This window comes from Paenibacillus ihumii (assembly GCF_001403875.1).
Lineage (GTDB): Bacteria > Bacillota > Bacilli > Paenibacillales > Paenibacillaceae > Fontibacillus > Fontibacillus ihumii.
Genome location: NZ_LN884299.1, coordinates 2,297,956 through 2,323,307 on the forward strand (window position 1 = coordinate 2,297,956; position 25,352 = coordinate 2,323,307).

General features: G+C 49.1%; 20 protein-coding genes and 1 pseudogene. 4 read left to right on the forward strand and 17 right to left on the reverse strand.

The features are described 5' to 3' along the window. Positions 1-301: 301 nt before the first annotated feature. Complete coding sequence (locus tag BN2762_RS17760) at positions 302-1,492, reverse strand: cytochrome P450 family protein (protein WP_055108234.1); 1,191 nt, start codon at positions 1,490-1,492, stop codon at positions 302-304. A gap of 360 nt (positions 1,493-1,852) precedes the next feature. Between BN2762_RS17760 and BN2762_RS17765 the strand changes: the two genes are divergently transcribed. From BN2762_RS17765 to BN2762_RS17780, 3 genes are all read left to right on the forward strand, one after another. Continuing rightward, entirely contained in the window at positions 1,853-2,842 is a 990-nt protein-coding gene (locus BN2762_RS17765; RefSeq protein ID WP_055108235.1) for a Gfo/Idh/MocA family protein, read from the forward strand. 496 nt (positions 2,843-3,338) lie between these two features. Further along, entirely contained in the window at positions 3,339-4,787 is a 1,449-nt protein-coding gene (locus BN2762_RS17770; RefSeq protein ID WP_055108236.1) for a glycosyltransferase, read from the forward strand. An 18-nt stretch (positions 4,788-4,805) separates the two neighbouring features. Beyond that, entirely contained in the window at positions 4,806-5,861 is a 1,056-nt protein-coding gene (locus BN2762_RS17780; RefSeq protein WP_083485001.1) for a glycosyltransferase, read from the forward strand. A gap of 69 nt (positions 5,862-5,930) precedes the next feature. Here the strand turns inward: BN2762_RS17780 and BN2762_RS17785 are convergent, their stop codons facing one another. The 5 genes from BN2762_RS17785 to BN2762_RS17805 form a co-directional block, all read right to left on the reverse strand. Further along, entirely contained in the window at positions 5,931-6,605 is a 675-nt protein-coding gene (locus BN2762_RS17785; protein ID WP_074048649.1) for an acetyltransferase, read from the reverse strand. Further along, positions 6,602-7,708, reverse strand: coding sequence for a DegT/DnrJ/EryC1/StrS family aminotransferase (locus BN2762_RS17790; RefSeq protein WP_055108237.1), 1,107 nt, complete (start codon positions 7,706-7,708; stop codon positions 6,602-6,604). Before BN2762_RS17790 ends, BN2762_RS17785 begins: the two co-directional genes overlap by 4 nt. 15 nt (positions 7,709-7,723) lie before the next feature. Continuing rightward, positions 7,724-8,410, reverse strand: coding sequence for a glycosyltransferase family 2 protein (locus tag BN2762_RS17795; RefSeq protein WP_055108238.1), 687 nt, complete (start codon positions 8,408-8,410; stop codon positions 7,724-7,726). Continuing rightward, positions 8,376-10,877 carry a glycosyltransferase gene (locus BN2762_RS17800; protein ID WP_222861094.1) on the reverse strand — a complete coding sequence of 834 codons (2,502 nt, stop codon included), beginning with the start codon at positions 10,875-10,877 and terminating at the stop codon, positions 8,376-8,378. The genes BN2762_RS17795 and BN2762_RS17800 overlap by 35 nt, the downstream gene beginning before the upstream one ends. Before the next feature lie 173 nt (positions 10,878-11,050). Beyond that, entirely contained in the window at positions 11,051-11,785 is a 735-nt protein-coding gene (locus BN2762_RS17805; RefSeq protein WP_055108240.1) for a glycosyltransferase, read from the reverse strand. A 206-nt stretch (positions 11,786-11,991) separates the two neighbouring features. Here BN2762_RS17805 and BN2762_RS17810 point away from each other — a divergent pair, with 206 nt between their 5' ends. Continuing rightward, the gene (locus BN2762_RS17810) at positions 11,992-12,729 is read left to right on the forward strand and encodes a glycosyltransferase family 2 protein (RefSeq protein ID WP_055108241.1); all 738 of its coding nucleotides are present in this window, start codon (positions 11,992-11,994) and stop codon (positions 12,727-12,729) included. 137 nt (positions 12,730-12,866) lie between these two features. Here BN2762_RS17810 and BN2762_RS17815 read toward each other — a convergent pair whose 3' ends face one another. The 11 genes and pseudogenes from BN2762_RS17815 to BN2762_RS17860 form a co-directional block, all read right to left on the reverse strand. Continuing rightward, positions 12,867-14,597 (reverse strand): ABC transporter ATP-binding protein, encoded by a 1,731-nt coding sequence (locus BN2762_RS17815; protein WP_055110179.1) that lies wholly within the window; start codon positions 14,595-14,597, stop codon positions 12,867-12,869. A gap of 271 nt (positions 14,598-14,868) precedes the next feature. Continuing rightward, a complete protein-coding gene (locus BN2762_RS17820) occupies positions 14,869-15,669 on the reverse strand; it encodes an alpha/beta hydrolase (RefSeq protein ID WP_230202536.1) in 801 nt (266 codons plus the stop codon). A gap of 106 nt (positions 15,670-15,775) precedes the next feature. Further along, positions 15,776-16,825 (reverse strand): FecCD family ABC transporter permease, encoded by a 1,050-nt coding sequence (locus BN2762_RS17825; protein WP_055108243.1) that lies wholly within the window; start codon positions 16,823-16,825, stop codon positions 15,776-15,778. Beyond that, positions 16,809-17,816: a FecCD family ABC transporter permease gene (locus BN2762_RS17830; protein ID WP_055108244.1), complete on the reverse strand. Its 1,008-nt coding sequence runs from the start codon at positions 17,814-17,816 to the stop codon at positions 16,809-16,811. Before BN2762_RS17830 ends, BN2762_RS17825 begins: the two co-directional genes overlap by 17 nt. Positions 17,817-17,826: 10 nt before the next feature. After that, positions 17,827-18,849, reverse strand: a complete 1,023-nt coding sequence (locus tag BN2762_RS17835) for an ABC transporter substrate-binding protein (RefSeq protein WP_055108245.1) — start codon at positions 18,847-18,849, stop codon at positions 17,827-17,829. A 318-nt stretch (positions 18,850-19,167) separates the two neighbouring features. After that, positions 19,168-20,163 (reverse strand): iron-hydroxamate ABC transporter substrate-binding protein, encoded by a 996-nt coding sequence (locus BN2762_RS17840; protein WP_055108246.1) that lies wholly within the window; start codon positions 20,161-20,163, stop codon positions 19,168-19,170. Positions 20,164-20,258: 95 nt separating this feature from the next. Further along, positions 20,259-21,359 carry a mechanosensitive ion channel family protein gene (locus BN2762_RS17845; protein WP_055108247.1) on the reverse strand — a complete coding sequence of 367 codons (1,101 nt, stop codon included), beginning with the start codon at positions 21,357-21,359 and terminating at the stop codon, positions 20,259-20,261. A 121-nt stretch (positions 21,360-21,480) separates the two neighbouring features. Next, positions 21,481-21,603, reverse strand: a pseudogene (locus BN2762_RS28190) (5-methyltetrahydropteroyltriglutamate--homocysteine methyltransferase); the annotation flags it as partial. A gap of 233 nt (positions 21,604-21,836) precedes the next feature. Beyond that, on the reverse strand, positions 21,837-22,760 hold the full coding sequence (locus BN2762_RS17850; RefSeq protein WP_055108248.1) for a LysR family transcriptional regulator: 924 nt from the start codon (positions 22,758-22,760) through the stop codon (positions 21,837-21,839). Positions 22,761-22,899: 139 nt separating this feature from the next. Then, positions 22,900-24,471: a sensor domain-containing diguanylate cyclase gene (locus BN2762_RS17855; RefSeq protein WP_055108249.1), complete on the reverse strand. Its 1,572-nt coding sequence runs from the start codon at positions 24,469-24,471 to the stop codon at positions 22,900-22,902. 200 nt (positions 24,472-24,671) lie between these two features. Continuing rightward, on the reverse strand, positions 24,672-25,127 hold the full coding sequence (locus BN2762_RS17860) for a nucleoside deaminase (protein ID WP_055110180.1): 456 nt from the start codon (positions 25,125-25,127) through the stop codon (positions 24,672-24,674). Positions 25,128-25,352: the final 225 nt, after the last annotated feature.

Sequence of the window (25,352 nt, forward strand, 5' to 3'; positions counted from 1 at the left end):
TACTATATCTATCTATATCTGCCCGCTCCTGCAACATGCAGCCACACTTAGGCACGCCTGGCCTCACCTACCAACATCTACCTACATCTATCTACATCTATCTACATCTATCTACATCTACCTACATCTATCTAAATCTGCTACATGAGCCACACCTAGCCCACCTAGAGATACACGGACTACATCTGACCGCATACGGCCGCATGCTGACCATACTAGAAGCATATTGACCATGAGTCAACAGACATTATTGCAATGCCCATTTACTCCTGAAGTATCACGGCTTCTAAAATATTGCGGTCTATGCCAAATACAGCGGGATTTCCTTCACGCCCCGCACGATCATACCCGGGCGCCATTCGAGCTCGCTGGCATCCCCCTTTAGCCGTATGTCGGGGTATCGCTTCAGTAAAGTATTAATTGCGATTTCCCCTTCCAACCGGGCAAGCGGAGCGCCTAGACAGAGATGGATTCCTTTGCCGAAAGCAAGATGAGGGCTCTTCTCCCGGGTAATATCGAACAGATCGGGATCATCGAACTGTTCCGGGTCACGATTAGCCGAAGAAAGAGCGACAATAACGACATCTCCCTGCTTCATCGGTACGCCCCGGAATTCGAGATCCTCCCTGACCCATCGGGAAGTGCTGAATTCAACGGGGCCGTTGTACCGCAGCATCTCCTCGATCGCCGTATGAATGAGCTCGGGCTTGCTCTGCAGCAGGCGAAGCTGTTCCGGGTGCTGCAGCAGCGAAAGTATGCCGTTGCCGATCAAGTTGACCGTAGTCTCATGACCGGCAATGATGAGCAGCATGATGAGATTGTACAGTTCGACCTCCGTAAGCCGATCCCCTCTCTCTTCCGCTGTAACTAATTGGCTGATCAAGTCGTCTCCGGGCTGTTTCCTCACCTTGGCAATCCATTCCTCTAAATAATTTCTAAACTCCATAATCAAATCGTTTATTTCTTCGTCACTTTCTGCTCCCGAATGCTCAATAAGCGCGTTAGACCATCTGCGGAACTTATCGCGGTCGGAATGGGGTACGCCCAGCATTTCGCTAATCACAATGATTGGCAATGGAAAGGCATAATCATCGATCAAATTTATGCTCTCCCGATCTTCTACCGCGTCCAGCAGTTCATCCGCGATTTGCTGAATTCTGTCCCTCATGCCGGAGATCAACTGCGGCGTAAATGCTTGTTGAACCAGGCCTCGCAATCTTTTATGATCCGGTGGATCGGAGAACAGCATATTATCATTTATAAAGAGCGCCTCGACGTCAATTCCCGCATTTCTCATATCCTTGACAAAGCGTTGATCCTTCAAAGCATCGACGGCATCCTCGTACCTGCTAATGATCCAGCCTTGCTGCCCGTCCGGGAACAGCATACGCATGATCGGCTCTTTGTCTCTCATCTCCGCATAAACAGGAAAAGGATTCTGTGTGAATGCTTCAGTAAACAGATTCACGCTTAAAGACTGATTGGCTTGCACTGGAATCGTCCCCTCTCTCCATCGTTTAGAAACAGCTCAGCTACAAGAAAATCTTACCATGCGGCTCCTTTAGATAGCAAATTTGCTCATTTTTTCCTATTTTATATAACACCTCATCTTCAATCGCTTATTCTGTGGACCACCTTTTGTCCGGTATGGTGTTCAGACGATCGAACATTTGGTATTCTTATAAGGAGACAAAATATGAGGATATACGACATTATTAATGACATTAATTGAATATAATTAATATGATTAAATAACCAGGAATTCCTCATAATAAACGCATGTTCAAGATATAGTTAATGTGATGAATCAAAATTGCAACTCACCTAACTCAATCGAAAGGAGCAATCTAGAATGAATATTGCAACGATAGGTACAGGATTTATTGTTGATACATTTCTAGCAGCTGCAAAGCAAATCGAAGGACTTAATTGCGCGGCCATGTATTCACGCAGAGAGGAAAGCGCCCAGCCATTGGCTGACAAATACGCCATCCCGACCATCTATACAGAGCTCGAGGCTCTCATGGCGGATCCGAAAATTGATTTCGTATACATCGCTTCCCCAAACAGCTTGCATTTCGAGCAGGCTCATCTGGCCCTTGAACACGGCAAACACGTCATCTGCGAGAAGCCATTCACCTCCACTGTAGCGGAGCTGGATCGTCTCATTGCTCTAGCAAAGCGGAAAAACCTCATGCTGTTCGAAGCCATTACAACGCTGCATCTGCCGAATTATCAGCTAGCGAAGGAACAGCTCGATAAGCTGGGTTCGATCAAATTCATACAGTGCAATTACAGCCAATATTCGAGCAGATACAATCAGCTGTTAAGCGGTGAGACGCCAAATGTATTCAGCACTCAATTCTCCGGCGGCGCGCTAACCGATATTAACATTTACAATCTGCATTTTGTCATGAACATGTTCGGGGTGCCTCAGTCGGTAAGCTATACGCCGAACAAACATCCTAACGGCATTGATACCTCCGGAATCCTGGTGCTAAAGTATCCTGACTTTATTGCGCAATGCGTAGGCTGTAAAGATACGAACAGCATGAATTTCGTGCTCATTCAAGGTGAGCAGGGATACCTTCATGTGGAGCAAGGAGCAAATGGCTGCCGCAGGCTGATTTTGCATGCGGAGGGCCGGGAGACCGTCCTCAATGCGCAAACGAACGACAATTTGCTCTATTATGAGCTGGCCGCGTTCAAGCAAATGTACGAGGCGCAAAACTTGGAACGGTGTTACCAGCTGTTGGAGCACAGCCGTTCGGTCATCGAAACGGTCGTACAAGCCCGCAAGGATGCGAATATCGTCTTTGCTGCCGATACGCAGGACGTATAACTGCCCCGAGCAGAGCGTAGAACTGTCCCTGCACGGACAAGTATTTTCGCTTGGCCAGTCCATGACATGACCTGCCCATAACGAAGGATGGCTCTGCCGGCCTCGCGTAGCTCCCCCAGCTCGTGATATTTCGCTGCGATCCGGCATCTATCCTTCTCCCCTTCCTTATCAATTGCCTCCCTCTCGCACAACACTTCAAGCGTGCAAACCGCTTTAGAGCCTTTCCATAAATCTTTCTCAGGGTACCGCTCCTTTGGCCGCTCAGGCCCCTATATTGATTTACTGCCTCTTTCATTCCGTTTAAGCCGCTAGCCTTTAAGCACAATATTTAATGCAAACGTCCCGCTAGTCCAGGCATGCCCCCTTGTCATATCGCTCGCTTCCGTTCTCTTTGCCCAAAGCATTCTCATTTCATAATAGATGGTCTAACAAATAAGCACACTTGGAGCATTCATCATATAAAGATATATAGAGGTTCATCAATTAGGAGAGGAGAATGAAGCCATCAACCATGGATCCGCATAAAATCTGCTTCATTTATTGCGTTAGCCAACAGGATGTTCTGCAAGAGTCGATCCGACATCTTTCGGCTCTTCACGTTCCGGATGGATACGAAATTGAAATCATTTCGATTCCTGGAGCTAGAAGCATGACCTCCGGCTATAACCGAGCCATGTCCAGTTCCAATGCCAAATACAAAGTATATTTGCACCAAGACGTGAACATCACTCACCGAAACTTTCTTGCGGATATGATCCGGATCTTCAAGGAGAATCCACAGCTTGGATTGATGGGCGTCATCGGCTCTGCCTATGTCCCGCCAAACGGAATGTGGTGGGAAGCCGGGGAGAATTACGGCCAGGTCTACGGCAGCCACTCCGGACAAATGGAGCTGCTGGCCTTCAATAACAGTCAAGCAGGGCATTCCTATCAGCCTGTTGCTGCAGTCGATGGCTTGTTAATTATGACTCAGTCGGATATTTGCTGGCGCGAGGATTTGTTTCCGGACTGGGATTTCTATGACTTATCGCAATGCATGGAATTTGCCAGGGCCGGTTATAAGGTAGGCATCCCTTTTCAGGATACGCCTTGGGCAGTTCATGATTGCGGGGTGGCCGATCTCTCCAAATACGAAGAAAATCGCATCCGTTTTATTCAAGAATATGATGAGGATATTCGTCAGGGCTTTATTTCTTACTATGAGACAAAATCGCACGAACCTGTACCAGACACTCCCATCGAAATGAACTTGCCCTTAATTGAGCAGCATTCGCGAGAATACAAGGTAAGCAACGCCCATAAGAAAGAAAACGTAAAGGAGCGCTGTCCAATAATGGATTTTAACGATAAATATCAATTTTCCGAACTGCTTGAAATCGTCAAGAAGACTGAAGGTTACTTGATGGAACTGGAGATTCTTGCCCTCCTTCATTTACCATTACTCGTTGACCATCTTGCCGGCGAAATTGTTGAAATCGGCACCTTCAAAGGTAAAAGCGCAATAGCTCTTGGCTTAAGCAGTCAATATCTGACTGCGCGCAAACGTCCCGTTCACATTATTGATCCATTCTACCACCCTGCATTGCCTGCCAATTATGAAGATGATTTTGACTTGAACATCCGCAAGGCCGGCCTGGAGTCCCACATTATAAAAATCAAAAAACCCAGCCAAGAGGCTTACAGCGACTGTCCTGCCCAAATCGCAGCGCTCTTCATTGACGGTGACCACAGTTATGATGGAGTTATTCACGATATAGTCCACTATGCATCAAGGGTCGTTCCTGGAGGAATTATAGCCTTTCACGACTATTCCTATAGCGATTGTCCTGGGTATGAATGGGCGGAGCTGCCTGGCGTAACTAGAGCAGTTGATGAAATGTGCACAAGGGATGAGTACGCTTATTTGTGCGACTATAACAGCATGCGGTTAGTCCGTAAGCTGTAAAAGCCCAGGGCACTAATCATGTCCTCTAAACCGCGCCTTGCTGTTATTGATACCAAATTCCCCTGGAAGCTCAGCGGGTTCCGCTATTGGGAAAATGTCCAGATGCATGTTCAGCGTCCGGACACCCTTTTTTTTGCCACCGAGCCGTATTCGGATGATTTCCCTGCGGTCGTGCATCCCTTCTCTCGATTTAAGGAGCTGGCTGTTAGTGAAAAAATTACCGATGTCTATTGTGTTTTTTTGAACCTGGTTTTAAGTTTGCTAGGAGCATGCACGCTTCCTGACGGGACTCACATGCCTGGCTCTAACCCTTATTTGGATATTCGCTCATTTTTAAATGAGCGGCAGATCAGGCTGCACACGACACTGTACCCCGGCGGAGGGCTCATCCACGAAACAAGACAGGAATTTCTCGACATCGTGGCCGGCCAGTGCTCAACAATCTTTACTAATTTTGAAGATGTTCTTCTAAAGATTAAAACGAGCATCTACCAGCCTGTAGTCATAAATACGGAGCTGTATAACTATGCCGCGAGATCATGGGAAGGTCCTATTCATCTGGTTTTTAGCGCTTTTAACTTTCCAAGAAAAGGATTCCCATTGCTTGTCCAAGCATACAATCGCCTCCATTCGGATGATTTTCACCTCCATATTGTCGGTGACTGGGAGGATCAGCTTGCTCTGTTGACAAATAAGCGCTTTACCTTTCATGGTGTAATGGCCCCAGAACAGCTTAAGCTGATGTACCAAGGCTGCCATGTATTTATAAATTGCAGCATTACCGATCATATGGCATTGGACGGGTTTCCCACTACTGCCGCCGTTGATGCTATGGCTACCGGATGTCTTCTGGTGACGACCAATCCCCGCAATGACCAGCTTATCCTGAAAGAGGGGATCGACTATATCGGAATAACCGACGAAAGCTCCTTACTCCGCGCCCTGCACTGGATCAGGGATCATTCCCATACAGCCCAGACTATAGCGGCACATGGCGCGCATACAATCAGGACCCATTTTCAAATGGAAAAGGTCGTCCAAACGAAGCTGGCTCATATGCTTGGTCATCGATAAAGAAAAGCCTTCCCGCAAAAAAATCCCCCTACGCGAACAATGAATTTAACCATGACAATGGTTCATTAATCATTGTTTATCGCAGGGGGATTCATTATGAGGCCATGCCCTGGTTTTCTTATATACGGCAGGAACTCCCGCATAAAGCACTTGTGGCGGAACGTCATTTTTTACAAAGGAGCCGCCACCCACCATCGACCAGGCTCCTATGGACACCTTTTCGCGAATGGCCGATCCTGTACCGATAAACGCGCCTTCCTCTACGGTGACATTGCCGCTGATGTTTACTCCCGGGGAAATCGTGCAATAGTCGGAAATAGACACATCATGCGCCAGCGTCACATTCGTATTTACGATAACAAAGTTGCCGATGTTAACATTAATGCTTATGATCGTTCCGGCGCAAAGAATACTACTAACTCCGATCCGGCTGCTGGGGGGAACATGAACGGATGGATGAATCAGGGGTGAGGCTATTTGCAGGCCGGCTTCCCGCGTTTTACGCACAAACTTTCTTTTAAGAGCCGGCTCGCCCACCCCGCTGCATATGATCTCAGCCTCATGCCTGTACTTAGCTATATCCGCGATGTCTCCGAGCACGGGAACATCGTCTATGATTTGCCCATGCATTTCTATGCGTTCGTCAAGAAAGCCTATTACATCCCGGCCCAATATTTCGCACAAGGCAGCAATTTCCCGCCCCATGCCGCCGCAGCCCCAAATAATCAGCTTTGCATCTTTCACTCTCCCAGACTCCTGACAATCCGGTCGACTTGCTCCTGGCTGATATCCTCCCAGACAGGCAAGCTCAGAATCCGCCGGCTTATCTCCTCCGTAGCCGTGAGCGATGTCCGCGGGTGAAGCCTAAACATCTCCTGCCGGTGACACGGAGGCGAGAAATAAGTTCTCACTTGGATCGCGGACGCCCGCAGCTTATTTACATAATATATATTCTCTTGTTCAGGAGGACATAGCAGAGGGTAAAACTGATATGTGATTTTGCCCGTTGCGGCCTGAAGCCTCCACCCGGCTTCCTCGAGCTTATAATCCGACCAAGCTTTCTTATACCATTCTCCGATTTTCTCGCGAATCCTAATCTTCTCAGAGAACACATCTAAAGTCGCCAATCCTATGGCAGCCGTATATTCCGATATTTTTCCATTGAGCCCCAATTGCGATGATACCCGCTCTTCGTTAAATCCGAAATTCGTGGCGCACCGTATCCGCTGAATCAATTCCCGATTTCCGCTATAGACAATCCCCCCTTCTCCAATACCAAAAGATTTCGTGGCATGAAAGCTGTATACCATGGCTCCTTCAAAACGGGTTATATCCTGCTGCTCCATGGTCGTACCGAAGCTTGAGGCCGCATCGATGACTACGGGAATGCCCCGCTTGATCAGCGAACTATAATAATTCAGATCCAGCTGCGTGCCAAACGTTGCGTAAGGGACAACGACGGCTGCTTCGTCCCCCAGTTTCTTCAGTGTCATTTCAAGCAGATCCTCATCCATGCACCAGCGATCCATATCGATGTCGACATAATAGGGCTCAAGCCCGCACCATATAGTACTGAGCGGGGTTGCCGGAAAGGTAAAGCTGGGCATCAGTGCATATTTGCCCGGCCGCTTCATTTGGGAAATAGCCAGAAGAAGACCTATCGTCGCATTGCTCACCGTAACGACGTCCCCTTCGCAACGAAAGTACTCCTGAAGAATCCGCGCTTCGAACCTCTTATTCAGGGGCCCGTTGTTCGTATATAATCTTGAAGCGTCAATTTCGTCCAAATAACGCTGATAATAGGGTCTAGTGACGACTTTCGGCTTCAGAAACGGAATAAGCTCCATAAACTTCACTACTCCCTAATGCTTCTTAGTTAAAGGTTCTGAATATCTTGCCGTTTTGATCCCAAGCTCCAGCATGCGTCTGACTTTATTCCAATCCCCAGGCTCATTGAGCAAGTAGGATTGGGGGTCCCAAGGAATGCATTTTAACCATTGATGATAGAACATCGACGAGGTCGTAATTTTGGCGCACATCAGCGGCTCTGCATCATTCAGCGACCATTGTTCCGGAACAACCTGGTAATAAAATGGATGATAGATCAAGTCGGCGCGGGTTTCTTTGGCGAAATTAACCAGCTTCTCGATCCGATCCTTAGTGAACTCATCATCATCGTCCAAATGAGTAATGAAATGGCCCGTAGCCAGCTCAAGCGCGCGATTCGTCGGGATACTACCCGCCACGAGCCAGCGTTGATACGTCTCTTCGGGATACTCCCCACGGGCCGCCCTGTTTTCGAAGATGATGCGGGGATCATTGAATTCGCGGATTACATCCTCGGTATGATCGGTACAGCAATCGCCGATGACAATGATCTCCAAGCGGGTATAGGTTTGCTGCACGGCTGATTTCAAGCTGAGGTTCAATAATGAATCAGCACGATTATACGTAGGGATGCAAATCGTGACCAGCGGCTGCTCCAGCTCGTATATTCTTTGGTACTCCACGGTGCTAGACGCCTGCAAGAAGTCTTCGCTCGTGACCAATGAGTTCACCTCCAGGCTCAATATCCCTGAAATTATAAATATATTTGAATGGTATCTTCTGAACCAGCATCTCATTATCCGTCAAATATAAGTTCGGCCCCATTTTGCGAATTCCATGAATCGGCGTGCCTAAATAATTCCCTACACGGGCAATGACCAGCGTTTCATCATTGCAAATCTGCAGCAGCATCTGCTGCCATTCTTCCTTTGGATATTGCCAGTCGTCAGGACAGGAAGCATAGATTACGGTTTGATTGCTGGCCGCCGCGATTTTGGCAATTTCGTCCGGGTCGGCGATATTTAAGAACAAGGATAAAGGCATCTTTGGCGGGGTCCATGCGGTATTCCATTTCGACTCGAAGTAGGCCTGATTGTGCTGGAACAAACTGTTTTTCCGCTCCTCATCCCATTGGCTGAACGTTGCGCTGCCCTGATGATAAACAAAAGCATCCTCCGCTATGGCCAGTTTATAGTCGGCCAATCGCATCCGCAGGCAGTAATCATCATCTTCAAACATGCCGCAGCCGAACTTCTTATCCAGCGGTCCTATGCTCTGAATAACTTCCCTCTTGATCGCAACACAGAAAAAACCTAGCATTTCCGAATATCTGATTCTTTTGTCGTACAATTCGTAGAACTGTTCAAGCCATTTTTCGTTGGCACCGCGGAATTCATCTCCTATAAAGAAATCCAACTTCTGATCATTCCCGACATGATTGGACATAGGGCCCACGGCTGCGATTTGGGGATCTGTCTTGAAAGGACGCAGCAAACGAGGCAGCCACTCCCTGGATACAATCGTATCGTTGTTCAATAGCACGATATAATCCCCTGTAGCATTTAACACCCCAATATTATTTCCTCCGGCAAAGCCTTCGTTTTCGGATAACAGAATCGTTTTAATATTCGGGTTGTTTAAATCGAGCAAGTGATTTGGCGTCTCGTCCGTAGAAGCATTGTCTACTACAACGATCTCAAAGCGAGGATAATCGGTATGCTGCAGCAGGCTGTCTAAGCATCGCTCGGTAAGCTCCCAATGATTATGAGTTACGATAATAATGCTAATCTTCGGATACAACACCGAATAGATAACGGAATGAAATTCCCTGTATCGGTGCTCCCACGTATTCTGAGCCGCAAACTGCCGTCGCTTCTCGATCACGCCGGTCTGCTCTTGATACCTCTCCTGCAGCGCCCTTGCAATGGCTTCCTCGAACTCCTGCGCTCCTTTGGCAGTCGACACATATTCGCTCATAGAGGCAAGTTCAGGCAATGGCGTAGATACGACGGGTTTGCCCGCAGACAGATATTCGTACACCTTTACCGGATTAGTCGCTAGTGTCAGAGGCTTGATTTGAAACGGAATTAGACAGACATCGAAAGCATGCAGATAGGCGGGGAGCTCTTGATACTGCTTCTCTCCAAGGATGAATACGTTATGAAGCTTTTCTATGTTTGAAGTATCACTATAGTACGTATCGCCGATTAGAACAAAATTCCAGGCCGGATTGTTCTTCGCGAGCTCATGCATCAATTCCATGTCAAACCAGTCGGCGATGGCTCCGATATAGCCGATAATCGGTTTATGAACCTTCGCTATATCAATGGGCGTGTAAGTTGGTTTTGCGGAGAAATGCTCCAATTCCCCTGCATTCCGTATCAAATGCACGGATAGATTGAGGCTTCGGGCCTTTTGATAGAGTATATCGGAGGAGGCGACTACGGCATCGGCCCGTTTCATTAAATCAGGCTCAAGTGCGAGCAGTTCTTCGGAGGGATTGGAAAAGTCGCCATGCTCATCCATGCAATCATAAATGACTTTATTATCGTCAAAGTCGAACACGAGCATGGACCAGAATGGAAGATCAACGATCGATGCGGTTTGGCGGATATTAAACTTTTGCTTCAGAGCATCAATAGACCATTTCATATACTGCTTATCCAGCGGATGATGGATTTTATCGCGGTATGCGTTCAAGCTCTGATAAGAGCATAATTTAACCCGCCAGACATTCTTCTCTGCCTCTTGAATCTGCAACGCTGAATAGATATCCGCATACGTGGCATCGTGTCTGCCCAACGCCATTGTTTCTATCGAGAAATAGAATACTCTGTACCCATGCCGGGCAAATTGCTGGCAGATATGCTGGGGTCTTTGCCATCTGTAATCCCAATCAATAATTGGAAAACGGAACAGTGTAATCGTCTTGGGAGGATCTAATAAAAGCTTCGGCGGCTCTAGATCGGCGGCGACTGCCGGATATTCTATAGGAGCTTCTTGCTGCATGATGTTTTCCTTTTTAGATTGTTTCTCGAGTTGTATCTTAGGTTGTGTTTCAGCCAGGCTTACACTCTGCATCTCGCTGCCGATTTCTGGGAAGTGCGGCTGAACCAGAACTTGTGGACGTGGAGGATTGATTATCGGATCGGGAACCGGTGTAGCCACTGCGTCCTCCTGATTTTTCATGGCAGGAATTCTTTGGTTCTTAGTGGCTTCCCAATGCTGTATTCTTCGAAGCAATGCTCTTTTTTGCATATTCGCCAGTCTTTTTCCTTTGCTCCACCGAATAACGCCGCTTAACATTCTTAATAACCTTCGCTGCTCCTTCGTGTACACGCGGATCCACCTTTCTGCCTGTTCTAAATTCCTAAATAATTTCGAATGATTCGGGGATGCTGCCCGGAGAACGGAACCGTTCTTACCTCATACTCGTCATGCCGAAACGACCAGTCGGGCTCGCCCGTATTGTCGTATAAATTGACATCCCCGCGTCGATTATCGTTAAATTTGAATCGTTTTCCGAAGGCATAATGGTAATGATATAGCGGTACATCCATGCGTTCGGACGGCAGTGACCAGATATCGCTGCTCGGTCCTTTAAGCGTGCAGTGATGCTTCTGATCCCGGTATCGTATGCCGATGCCATTGCGCCACATCCGGATGATATCATTCGACCATCTCTCGTCATTAGGTGCATTGACGCGCACCGTCCACGGATCCCGCCAGAAATTAATAATCGGAAATCTGAGCACATGCGCGGTTGTTTGGGCTAATATGCCAGGTAATACTGTATCCAGAGCGTCATCGAATATTTCATCAGCATCGATATTAGCGATCCAATCGCCCTTAGCTCGATCAACCATAAAATTCCTAACCTCGGATTCATTCCATTCATCCGTATAAGCGGTTCCCTGATTATTGGTGAAAAGGCGGATGTTGTGATGGCCCATAAAAGACTTGATGATCGGGATGGAATTATCGGTGCTTCCCCCATCGACGATGATAATCTCATCCGCAAAGGCCGTTACCCTTTCCAAAAACAATCTCAAAAAAGTCTCCTCGTTTAGTACTGGAGTAATTACCGTAATGGTCATTCGTCACCACACTCCATATATCATTCATTTAATTCACAGTCTATGCCCTTGGCTAGAATAGGAACATCCGCATTTGCCCTTTTGCTGTGTAAAACAGCGATTCCTTAAAAGTAGCCGAATGCCTCAATCGCCCGTTTCTCCAGATGCATATGCTGAAGAGATATTGAACCCAGAATAGATTGACAAAAAAGAAAGGGCGATATCTTGTGAAGACTGACCTGGTGATTGTAACCTATAACTCCGCCTCATATATTCAGCGCTGCATCCAAGCCATTCATGCCCATACGCCTTCTGATTACACCATTATTGTCGTCGATAACGGAAGCTCTGACGGTACGATCGAATACGTGCGAGGCTTCCCGGAAATCAAGCTTATCGAGAACGAACAGAACAAGGGCTTCGCTGGCGCAGTCAACCTCGGGATCAGGAACGGCTCCTCAGAGACGGTCGTGATCATGAACCCCGACGTGTTCGTAACGAGGAACTGGCTGCCGCCTCTGATTGACGCCCTGTGGAGAGATGAGCAGACGGCGGTCGTCGCACCCAAATTGATCAATGAGGCCAATCAGTTGGTCGGAGTAGGAACAAATTGGGATTGGACTTTACCCTATTTTTTATGTCCAAATGAACCGGGAATTCTGGAGGAGACCAGAGCCTGCCTGGCAATTAATGGAGCTTGCTTCTTATTGAAAAGGCATTTGCTGGAGAAGCTTGGTTTGCTGGATGAGCAATATTTTCACTATTTTGAAGAAACCGACTATTGCTTCAACGCCATTTATCACGGCTACAAGATACTGTTCTGTCCAGACAGTACAATCTATCATGAATATTATCCCAACCCGGAACGTGACGAGGCGATCAGACAGTATTGGGCGCATAGCGAAGCCCGGTTTAACAGCAAATGGAGCTATCAAGGCAATGGGATCGTCGCTAAAAATGCATGAAAAGAGGGTGGCTGAATTCAAGTTCAGCCACCCTCTTCATCTATGTTCATATTTCATTGCAAATCGATCTATAATTTAGCTCCCGGATCGCCCGAAAATACAGATACAATTATACATTCCTGCCCCCTAAGCCATCGTTACACAGCGCCGACCGCGCTTTGGAACTGGGCCTGGTGCAGACGGCTGTATGCGCCGCCTGCTGCGAGCAGCTCCTCGTGGGTTCCCTGCTCGGAAATCCCCTCCCCGGTAACGACGACAATGCGGTCGGCATTCTTAATCGTTGCCAGCCGATGGGCAATAACAAGTGTCGTGCGTCCCCGGGACAATTCAGCCAGCGATTGCTGAATGACCTGCTCCGTCTCCGTATCCAGCGCAGAGGTCGCTTCGTCCAGAATAAGAATCGGCGGGTTCTTGAGGAACATCCGCGCGATCGCCAGACGCTGCTTCTGCCCGCCTGACAGCTTCACACCGCGTTCGCCTATAACCGTCTCCATGCCCTCAGGCTGGGAGCGGATGAACTCGTCCAGACGCGCCCGGCGAGCTGCCTCCCAGACCTCCTCCTCCGTCGCATTCAGCTTGCCGTACAGAATATTCTCGCGGATTGTGCCTGCAAATAAATACACGTCCTGCTGCACAATCCCGATCTGATGGCGCAGCGACTGCATCTTGATGTCCCGGATGTCCACGCCGTCGATCGTGATCGCGCCGGCTGCCACCTCGTAGAAGCGAGGCAGCAGGCTGCATAATGTCGTCTTGCCTGCTCCGGAAGGCCCCACAAAGGCCACTGTCTCTCCCTGGCGTATCGTCAGATTGATATTGTCTAGCACAGGCAATTCACTGTCATAACCGAAGGATACTCCTTCAAAGCGAATCTCCTTTTGCAGCTCGCCAATCTCCACGGCATCCGGCCGATCCGCAATATCCGGCTCGGTATCCAGCAGCTCAACATAGCGCTTAAAGCCGGCAAAGCCTTGCGGATAGCTTTCGATGATCGCATTGATTTTTTCGATCGGCCGGAAGAAGACGTTGGTCAGCAGCAGGAACCCGACAAACTCACCATAGGACAGCTGGCCGCGAATGACGAACCATGTACCGCATACCATGACGAACAGCGTAACCAGGCGCATCATCATGTAGCTGATCGCCCCGTTCTTGGCGATCAGCTTGTAGGAGAACAATTTCGTCAGGCGAAACCGGCCGTTATTTACAGCGAATCTTTCCATCTCGTGCTTCTCGTTCGCAAATGCCTGAACGACACGAATGCCGCCGACGTTATCCTCAACACGGGCATTAAAGTCGCCCACATCGGTAAACAGCTGGTGAATCGCCTTGGTCATTTTGCCGTTAAAATACACCACCAGCCAAATAATAACGGGCACAACGACGAAGGTTAACACCGCCAGCTTCCAATTGATCAGGAGCATAAGCGTGAAGGAGCCCGCCAGCGTCATTACCGCAATGAACAAATCCTCGGGTCCATGGTGGGCCATTTCGCCAATTTGCATCATGTCATTCGTCAGCCGCGACATAAGATGCCCCGTCTTGGTGTTATCAAAAAAACGAAAGCTCAATTTCTGGATGTGCTCAAACAGCTTCTTGCGCATATCCGTTTCAATATTGATCCCGAGCATATGCCCCCAGTAATTTACAATATACAGCAGGATCGTATTTAAAAAGTATAATACCAGTAAACCAAGCGAAGCCCAGATGATCAAATTCCATTCTTCATTGGGCAGCAGATCGTCTACAAATCGGTTCACGACCAGCGGGAAGCCCAGCTCTAGCAGGCCAGCGATCAAGGCACAGCCAAAATCGAGCAGGAACAATCCCCTGTAGGGCCGATAGTAAGCAAAAAACCGCCGAATCATATTCATTGTACTATTTTCAGCCCCTTCTCCTATAAATTCAACCGCGATAGCAATCACCAGATTGGCAAATAGCACCATCATATCGGTAGCATACCGATGTTTTATTATTATTTCAACATCAATATGCGTCACAAATGATTGCATAGCCCCTCACTTGTCTTTCAAATCGTAGAAAAAGAAAGCTATTCAACGTCCGTTGAAAAGCTCTCTCCAAGTAAGTATGATGAATCTGCTCATTAGGCTGCTTGTCTGATGATTCGCTAATCCCCGATCAAGACTTATCCTCTGGAGCACTCACTAATGCAAAACGAACCGCCCGGCTGATGAATGCAGGCAGCACTGAAATATGGCTCTCTCCGGCAAATTCGCAATATTCCACCCGTCCCCCTCGTTCAGCCAGGATCGACAGGCGCTCTGCCAGCCCGCTCGCGTTCTCAACCATACGGCTGGGATGATGTTTCTCCAGCTCTCCTGCCGTAATCATCAGATTGAGCTTCATGCCGTCTGCTTGCTCGCTTCCCTGAGTAATCCGGGACAGGAACCTCTGCTCTGCCTCGGTCATGAACTCTTTATTCCAATGGATCGAGGGACTGCCCGCAACATAGTTCTGAAACATCTCCGGATGGTTGAATAGAGTCTGCAACACAAATAACCCGCCTAAAGAATGGCCTGCAACGCTCTGTCTGCTGCAATCAATAGGAAATTTGCGTTCGATTTCCGGCTTTAAATCCTGCCGGATAAAGGCAGTGAACGCATCGACGCCGCCCAGCTCGGGCCACGGCATCCCCTCCGGCCCTTTGATCAGCTTGTCGGGAGGAGTCGGCATCGTATAGTCATAGTAGCGTGCAGGATCAAACAAGGCGTCCGAAGGGTAGCCGATGCCGATAACCACAGCAGGAGAAACCCCGGTCTTCTTCTGCATGCGCGACTGCGCGCGCACAGCATCTGCCGTAGTCGCGAACAAGGCGTTTCCGTCAAGCAGGTAGATGACAGGGTATCCCTCGGGAGGCGGCGCTTCGGCCGGCTTGGCTGCAAAAATGCGATACTGGCGGTTCGTTGTGCTAGACCGCATGTCCCAATATTGCGAGTTAGATAACGTAAACGGTTGATTCACAGATTCCAAGGTAACCATTCCCCTCTTTATTTTTTGCAAAGACTGCTGCTGCTGAACTTGCCATTCAGGAATTGCTTCGTCCCTTTGCTCTATAGAGCAAAAAGATAAAATAAGGTACGCCTATGATTGCTATAACGACGCCTACCGGCAGTTCAGACGGGGTAAATACCGTTTTGCCGATATAGTCGGATATCATCACCAGCAGCGCCCCGACGACGCCGCAAATCGGAAGCATATGCCGATGGGCATGGCCGACAAGCCGCCTGGCGATATGCGGGGCCATCAGCCCGATGAAACCGATTCCTCCCGATACGGACACACAGGCGCTCACGATGCCGATACTGCCCAGCAGCAGCACAGCCTTCTCTTTTTCCGAGGCCACGCCTACGCTGATCTGGCTGTCTTCATCCAGTTGAAACAAATCAAGAATATACGGTCTCGATGCGATCAATGGAATGAGGAGCACAAGCCAAGGAAGCATGGATACGATATATTTCCAGTTCGCGTTATAGATGCTGCCCATATTCCATACGGCGGCCATTTCAAAATCGCCCGGATTCATTTTTAAAGTCAAGTACAGTGAAACAGCGCTTAAGCCCGAGCCGACGGCGATTCCTGTAAGCAGCAGCCGCTGCGGCTCCAGCCTGCCGTTCTTCCAAGAGAAGGCATAAATAAGTATCGCGGCAATAAGCCCTCCCAGCAGCCCAAACAGCGGCATGGCGAGGATCGGAAGCCAGCCGTCACTGCGGATCTGCCCTTGATAGAAGAAGAGGAATATCACCATCGCCGCGCCCGCACCGGAATTAATCCCCAAAATACCGGGATCTGCTAGTCCGTTCCGGGTAATGCTCTGAATGACAGCCCCCGCCAGACCTAACCCTGCGCCCACGAGCAGAGCAATTACGATTCGCGGCAATCGAAATTCGAAAATGACCAAATCATGATCGGGCTCCGGCCGGATGCGCAGCAGCGTCCGAACGACGTCACCGATACCTATGTCGAAGATGCCATTCGTCAAGCTGATGTATGAAGTAACCAGAATCAGGGCCAGCCCGCTGATGAATACGAATATAAAACGCCGATTCGCCGGTTTATGCTTATGCACGCTTTCCATCCCCCCTGGTTCGAATTAAGTAGAGGAAAAAAGGAATTCCCAGCAGGGATGTCACTACTCCGATCGGCATTTCGTAGGGATAATTCAGCAATCGGCTCAGGATGTCGCAGAGAGCCAGGAACAGCGCTCCGACGATGCCGGAGCAGGGAATGATCCATTTGTAATCCACACCGGCCAGGAAACGAACAATGTGCGGCACGATTAAGCCGACAAATCCGATTTTTCCTGCTAACGCAACCGAAATTCCCGTCAGAATAACGACAGTCAGCATCGTCGCAAATTTGATGAGCTTTGTTTTTTGGCCCAGGCCCAGGGCGATTTCTTCCCCCAGGCTTAGTACCGTAATGGACTTGGACAGCCAAACGGCAAGCAGAATGCCTGCGATAGCGAATGGAATCGCCAGCTTAATCAGCTCGGGGTTCAATTGATGCAGCCGTGCATTGTACCAGAAGCTGATGTTTTGCGATACTTGGAAATAGGCGGCGGTCGCTGCGGATATGCTGCTTAGAAACGTGCCGATAATTGTGCCCAGAATGGCCATCCGCACCGGAGATAAGCCGCCGGGCAGCAGCGCTGCAAGCCCAAAGACGATGAAGATGCTGAATGCCGAGCCGACAAAAGAATAAATGATCATTTCCATCGAGGAAGAATCCGGCATAAACACCATGCAGAGCGTGATAGCAAATGCTGAACCGTCGGATACGCCCATAATAGAAGGGGATGCAAGATAGTTTCTTGTCATCCCCTGCATTAACGCCCCGGATATAGCCAGGAAAGCTCCGATGAGCAGCGCGCCGACGACTCTAGGCAATCTGGAATGGATAATAATTTGATGATTCACATTTCCTGCATCGAAGTGGAGCAGCGCGTCGCGGATCGTGCTGATCTCGATATTTTTCGCACCGTACAATACGGATAGCAGAATCGTCAGCACGATTAGAATCGGTGAGCTCCATAGAATCAGAACAGTCGCGGTATGCCTTGCTCGCATATCGGATTTCTCACTTCGCTTCAACTAGCTTGCTGTTCTTCACAGCTTCCAGAAAAGCAATTTTGCTGTAGGCCGTCCCGCCCTGAGCGATAGGATCCACAATGTTCACGAACAGATTGCCATTCTTCACGGCGTTAATGCTGCCCCAAATCGGATTGCTCTGCAGTTCCTCCAGCGCTTTCGGCGTATCCTTATTCTCTGCTTCCGAGAATTGGACGAACAGATAGTCCGGATTCATCTCGGACAGCTTCTCCAGTGAAATGATTTGCTGCGCCTTCGCCTGCTTCACTTCCTCTGGCACGAGGGCTCCCAGGTCTTCATAAATCGATGGATTGAAGAAGACGTTCTCTGGATAAATCGCTATGCTGCCGGCACGAATTCTTATAAACAGTACATTTTTATCCTGGAGGGTCGGGCCAATCTTCTCCTTCAAATCAGCCGCATCCTTCCGATACGTCTCCAGCACCTGCTTAGCCTGATCTTCCTTGCCCGTGAGCTCCGCCAGCAGGTTCAAATTGGCTTCCCAGTCTGTAGAAATATGGGATACAGGGATCGTGGTGCTTACTTTGCCCAGCTTCTCTATCGTTTCAGCGGGAAATTTAGTGCTCGCCAAGATGACATCCGGAGCCAGCTTCAGAATGGTCTCCACACTGGGCTGCGTCTTCTCCCCAATTGCAGTTGCGCCCTCCGTAATGTCTGCAAATAACGGCCCGAACGAACCGCCGGAGGTCATCGCGCCAATTGGTTTGACGTCCAGCACAAGGGCATCCTCCATCGATTCCACCGACCCGGTGATTACGATCTTATCCACTTGGGCTGGAACCGTGTACTCCTGGCCTAAATATTGAATCGTCCTCGATTCCGCCCCGGCATTCCCGTGATTGACTGCAGCATCGCCAGCGGAAGCGGAGTACTGGGTGTTCAGATTGCCCGGGCTTGCGTTCGCGGGCTTGGCTTCTTCTTTGGTACCGCACGCGGTTAAACCAAGCATGGCCGCCAGCGTTAGAGCGAATATCGTTTGTTTCCTGAACATGTCTTACTCTCCCCTCATCCTCGATGACTCTCTCTGTTATCATCGATAATCATTCTCAATTACAGATTATAGGTCGCCAATCTGAAATAGAACATGGACGAAATCCAGATTACAGCGGGACGATTTCCTTCTATGCGGAGGATTCGATGACGGTCACACGACTGACATGCAAAGGCGAAGACATGATCCCTCATGAGCCGGAAGCTCGAATCAAGCGTATAATGATCAAGTTGGAGCTTGCTGAACCATCGATCAGACAAAAAACTGCTGCCCAAATAGGCAGCAGCTAATCTTGCGAAATTTTCGTATAAATCATGCTTATTTCAAAATACTCTCAACAACATCATCGATCATTTGGCTGTTCGCTATAACACCGGTATACAGCCAGCTTGATTCATTATCGAATTCATAGATCTGGCCGTTCTTCACCGCCGGCAGCCCTGCCCAGATCGGATCGGCAAGCAGTTCCTCCATCGGCACTGCGGAGCTGACAATGAAGATGTAGTCGGCATCCAGCTCAGCGAGCTTCTCTGACGAAATCTCGTTCCAGTTCGCCACAGCCGAAGCCGAAATTTCCCGCACGACGTCCGGCACCTTCATGCCCAAATCCCGATAAAGGACGTCTCCGCTGGAGAGCTTCTCGTGAACGACGAACGTATTCTTGCCAAGCGGCCACAGAACCGCTGCCGATTTCTCGCCGATGGCGTCCTGCAGCTTCTTCTTCGCCTCCTCTGCTTTCGCATCATAATCCGCCAGAGCCTTCTTGGCTTCTTCGGATTTGTTCAACACTTCCCCGACAGTCAGCAGCTCCTCCCGCCAGTCATTGTTCTGCTCCGTGCCTACGGAGTAGGTAGGAGCGATTTTGGAGTACTGCTCATATTTATCGCCGGCAACCATTTCTGCGCTATCCATTAGAATCAAGTCCGGCTGGAAGCTCATCACCGTTTCAAAGGGAAGCTCGGACGGGATTGTCGGCACGTCCTTCAGTTCATCCTGCAGATAATTCTGCACCGTCTTGCCTTGAGCCACGGACCACTGGGCTACAGGCTTGACGCCCAGGGCTACGAGATGGTCCTCCAGATAGGAAGCGATGATCCGCTCGGGATTAGCCGGCACCTTCACTTCGTGGCCTAAGGAGTCCGTAAGCAGCCGCTCCTCCGGCTGAGACGAAGTGCCCTGTTTATCCCCGGCAGCAGTGCTGGAATTGCCATTTTCACCGCCAGGGCTCGACCCGCCGGAGCAAGCGCTTAATAGCAGGATCAAGCTCAATAGCGCTGCTGCAAAAGCAATATTCTGTCTACGGTTTCTCTTCATTCCTGAATCTCCTCACTGTCCAGATGATAATGATAATTATTTTCAATAACATCAGTATATACGCAAATTGGACGAGATTCAATCAAAATCAATGCTCACCATACCTGCTTGCTTGCAACCCCGCTTGCCCCCGGCTTTTCTTCAAGGAACACGCGCTGTGCGGGATAGGCCAGCTTGATGCCTTCCTCCTCTAAAATTTGCATAATCGTTAAGTTGATTTCCTGCCACACCGTCAAATACTCGGCCCAAACCGTTGTTTTCGTGAAAAAATACATGAATATGCCTAAGCTGCTCTCATTAAAATCCTTGAATTTTACCATAATCGTCTTCTGGTGAATAGCCTCGTGTCCAATCAGCATATTCTCGATTCGCGTGACGGCGGTCTGCAGCCGTTCCCGATCCGAGTCCAAGGCTACGCCGAGCGTAAACGAAACTCTTCTTCTCTCCATCTTGCTCCAATTTGTAATCGGCTGAGCAGCGAGCGTAGCATTCGGCACAATGACCAAGGCGTCAGCAAAGGTGCGAATTTGGGTGCTTCGGAACGTAATATCCTCGACCATGCCCTCGACATCTGGCGTCAGGATCCAGTCTCCCTTGGAGAAAGGCTTCTCGAGAATAATGACCACGCCGCCAAAAATATTCCCCAGTGTATCCTTCGCTGCCAAAGCAACGGCAAGGCTGCCCAGTCCCATCCCCGCTACGACCCCGTTGATGCTGAAGCCCCATTCCGCGCCAACCAGCGTTACAATGAGAACGACCACAATGAACCGGATAACCTTGGACAAGAAAGGGATCATCATGCTCGTCTCATCCAATCCGAACCTTTTGCTGATCGCCTCCAGCACCGAGGAGGACGAAGCCGACACATTATAAACGCCCCAGCCGGCTAATATAATAGACGCACTGCGGTACAGGCGGTCAATAGTAATATTTATGCTCCACGGCGAGGGCAGCAAATACTTGATTGCAAGATATAACCCCGTAACGGTAAAAAAGATGCGAAGCGGCTTCTCAAAGCCCTTTATCCACATCGCGGCGTGCTCCGCTCGAGTGAGCTTCTGCACGACAAAAGTGAAGAAGTATTTCGTAAACAGCTTGCGAAATAACCAGAATACAGCCATGATGCCGAATGCGACAAGCAGCTCGATCCAACTGATGCTTTGCAACAATTTCACGATCCAATCCATCATTTTCATCTGTCCTGCTCCTTGATCCGAAAAATTAAAGCTATATTATAACATAGAACAGCTGCTGCAAAAAAACAGCCTGCCGGATCACTTCACGGCAAGCTGTACCTGCTATATATTATTTCCAAATTTCCTCCGCAATTTCCTTTATCGGTTTGAAATCCATCGCCCGATCGGTGTCGAATTCCAAATAATAGCCATCGATATGCTCAATCCCGAACAGATGCTCCGCTACCGGCTCATAGCCGCCGGAGGGAATCCCCCCTCAGGAACTTTGCTCTTGCCTCCTTCAATGCCTGCGGACGCAGGAAATTTCCTACCATATATGTCTAAACGGCGCGTTACGCTTCTTGGTTTGGCTGCTTCAAGTACACTGCTCATTATGTCGTCTCCCTTAACGTGAATATTCAAATCGATTTATTAAATGATACGGTACCATGGAACAGGTGTTATAGCGTAACTCCTATTAACTACATCTGGATATAACTAAATACTATATCTAGCATAATCCTTGGCCACGGATTCCTTGAGCGCCTCTACATAAGCCGAGCCCAGCTTCGTAAGCGGCATGCTGCGATGCGAAATCCAGCCTACATTGATCGTCTCGTCACAGTCCAGCGGGACGGGAATGATATCCCGGCCGTTTAAATCGGCGCTGAGCACCCCCGTAGATATTGTATAGCCATTAAGGCCAATTAATAAATTGAACAGCGTTGCCCTGTCATTAACCCGGATCATCTTCTTATGCGATAACGTGCTCAGTATTTCCTCCGAGAAGTGAAATGAGTTGAACTCGCCTTGGTCAAAGCAGAGGAACGGATAATCGTCGAGCTGGTCGATCGTGACGACCGACTGCTTCGCGAGAGGGTTTCTGGAACTGATAAAAATATGCGGCTTAGCTACAAACAAGCTGGTAAATTGCAGTCCGGCATCCTCCAGCAGCCTGTTAATGACCTTGGCATTGAATTCGTTTAAATACAGGATGCCAATTTCGCTGTACATATGCTTGACATCCTCAATCACCTCGTAAGTTTTCGTCTCTCGCAAGGCCAGCTCATACTCATCATGCCCATGCTCATTAACCAGCTTCACAAAGGCGCTGACCGCAAAGGCATAATGCTGGGACGAGACGGAAAAATGCTGGGGCGCCGGCTTCCCGTTCAAATACCGGCTCTCCAGCAGCGCCGCCTGCTCCACCACCTGCCGGGCATAGCTTAAAAACTCAGCGCCATCCTTGGTCAGCAAAATGCCTTTATTCGTTCGTTCGAAAATCGTGATCTGCAGCTCCTCCTCCAGATCCTTGATGGCATTGGACAGACTTGGCTGCGAAAGGAACAAACGCTTCGCGGCTTCATTCATCGAGCCGCGGGTCGCCACCTCAATTACGTATTTCAATTGCTGCAGAGTCATCCTCCACGCCTCCTTAGTCAATCTTGTATTCAAATCCATTGTAAAGCTATCCTTTGCAGCAGGCCGACCCGTCCCCTGGTCGGCTGTGTCGGCGCATATGCAGCTAGCTGGAACCGATGATAAATGCTTATAGCCATGCTTAAATGGCATCGTGCCCTTCAAAGGCGACAACCTGGTTCCGCCCGCGCTTCTTCGCTTCATACAAGCAATCATCCGCATCAGCAATTAGCGCATCGAAATCTGCGGCCTGATCGGGGTATGCCGCCACTCCCGCGGAAATCGTTACGATGTCGCCGCATGGACTAACCGTGCTCTCCATCTTCGATCTCAGCCGCTCCGCCACCCGTACGGCATCCTTCTGCACTGTGCCCGGCAGCAGAATGACGAATTCCTCCCCGCCATAGCGGCAGCAAATATGATGCGGCTCCACCGACTCGGTCATCAGCATGGCCAGAAATTGCAGCACATGGTCGCCGGCGGCATGGCCGTAAGTGTCATTGACCCGCTTGAAATGATCAATATCCAGCAGGATCAGGGAGAACGGCTTCTTTTCCTCCAGCCACTTCTTCATATGCTCGTCCATTCCGCGGCGATTCGTCAGCTTCGTAAGCGGATCGGTCCTGGACTGATGATTCGAATAATTGATGCGGTTATGAAGAATAGCAAGGCTATGGGCAAGCGCCTTTTTCAATTGGATGACCTCGTAATACCAGGCCGATATTTTCGCGATATGCTTCTCTTGATTCTTCTCCGTGCTGTTCTCGGTATAATAGGCCAGTTTATGCAGCGGGTGGGCGATTTTATTGGACAGCCAGACGATAAAAATAAGCGACACAAACAAGAATGGAAAGGACGTAACAATCATTTTTCGCAGCATCTGCTTCGCGGGGGCCAGCGTAATTGAAGTCTCCCGCTGGGAGACAACGCCCCATTCCGCCGTAGGAATGTAACTGTATCCCGTCAGCACATCCTTATTCTTCGTATTCATGACGCGCTCGGCCCCTCGCTGCCCTTCCATAAGCTTCTGCACAACCGGATTGCTGTCTACGACATCATTGACACGGCCTTGATCCTGATGATAAATAATCCGCCCATCCCGGTCAACGACGTAAACATAGGATCCGTCTTTATAGAAATGCTCTCCCAAAATTTCGTTGAGAATGTTCACTTCTTTCAAATAGATCGTTCCGCCTACCAATCCCAGATAATTATGATGCTGATCGAAAATCGGATAGGAGATAAAAATAATCAGGCGACCGGTTATGGCTTCATAAGGCTTGGAAATGAGCGGCCTGCGATCTTCAAGCGCATCCTTGCTTGAGGGGGAGGTCAGCATTTGTCCTTTAAGATCAAGCGATTGGGGGGATGTCGCCAGAACTTTGCCGTCCGCATTCGTAATCACTACCGAATTGAAGGTTCGTGTCTGCTGCATGAGGCGATCCGCCTCCCGAAGCAGCGCCTTCTCATTATCCATGATTAAAGCTATATCCTCAGCGCTGACGCTCAAGGTTTGCAAAGTTGTTTGCAGGAACGTCTCCGTCGTCTGAGCCAGCTTCTCTGCATACATCCGATTCGTTTCTAGCGTGCTTGTGATCAGCGTCTGTTTATACGTATTATAACCGCTCAGCAGGCTGCCAAGCAGCGTTAATATAAAAGATAATAGAGCCACACTGACAATCAAATACCGCAGCGACAGTTTCATTCTTTTCATTCACGAGTCTCCCATTTCAGCGCGAAAATACTTGAAAATTGTCTAATCCGTTGAATCTTATCATATTTACGGGCGGTTTTGAACAATCACTTTGTATAGGTAGCTCCAGCAACCAACAAGGCGAAAATGCCGCATATCAAATAGCCCTTCCCGGCTCGGAAAGCAGCTGGGAAGGGGTGGAAAATCGGGGCGCATCGCTTCTATTTATTCTCCTTCAGCCTGTGAAAGTGCTCGAATAAATAGTCGCAATCCTCGCGGGCCGGTACCTTGACCATCTTCAGCACGCTCTTATCCTTCCCCGTCAGGTAGTCGCGCAAATGCAGATCGCTGAAGCCGTGCTTATGTGCATCTTCAGCCGTATTGCAGTAGTATACCTCTTTGATACCCGACCAGATAATGACGGACACGCACATGGGACAAGGCTCGCAGGTTGCGTAAATAACACAGTCGGACAGATCCGTCGTACCCAGCCTTTGACAAGCTTCCCGGATGGCGGCCATTTCCGCATGCTGCGAAGGATCGGTATCGGCGATGACCCGGTTGCCGGTGACAGCAATAATTTCATCGCCGCGGACGACGGCAGCGCCGAATGGCCCTCCAATGTTCTCGTTCATCCATTCGATAGTTTTATCTACAGCCAGCTTCATGTAATCCATGTTCATCATCCTCTCCAACTGATTTTATACTAAGCCCGACATCGGGCCAGGAAGCTAATCATGTTGATGATTATTTGTTAGACGCAGCGAGAGATGTATTCCTGACAAACAACAGGATTATCTTTACCGTCCATAGTTATTACATACGACAGCATCGTTGAAAAGTCCAGCCTCAGGAGGTTAAATCCGACGCCCCAGCATAGGTAAGATCAAAGAGATAGATGT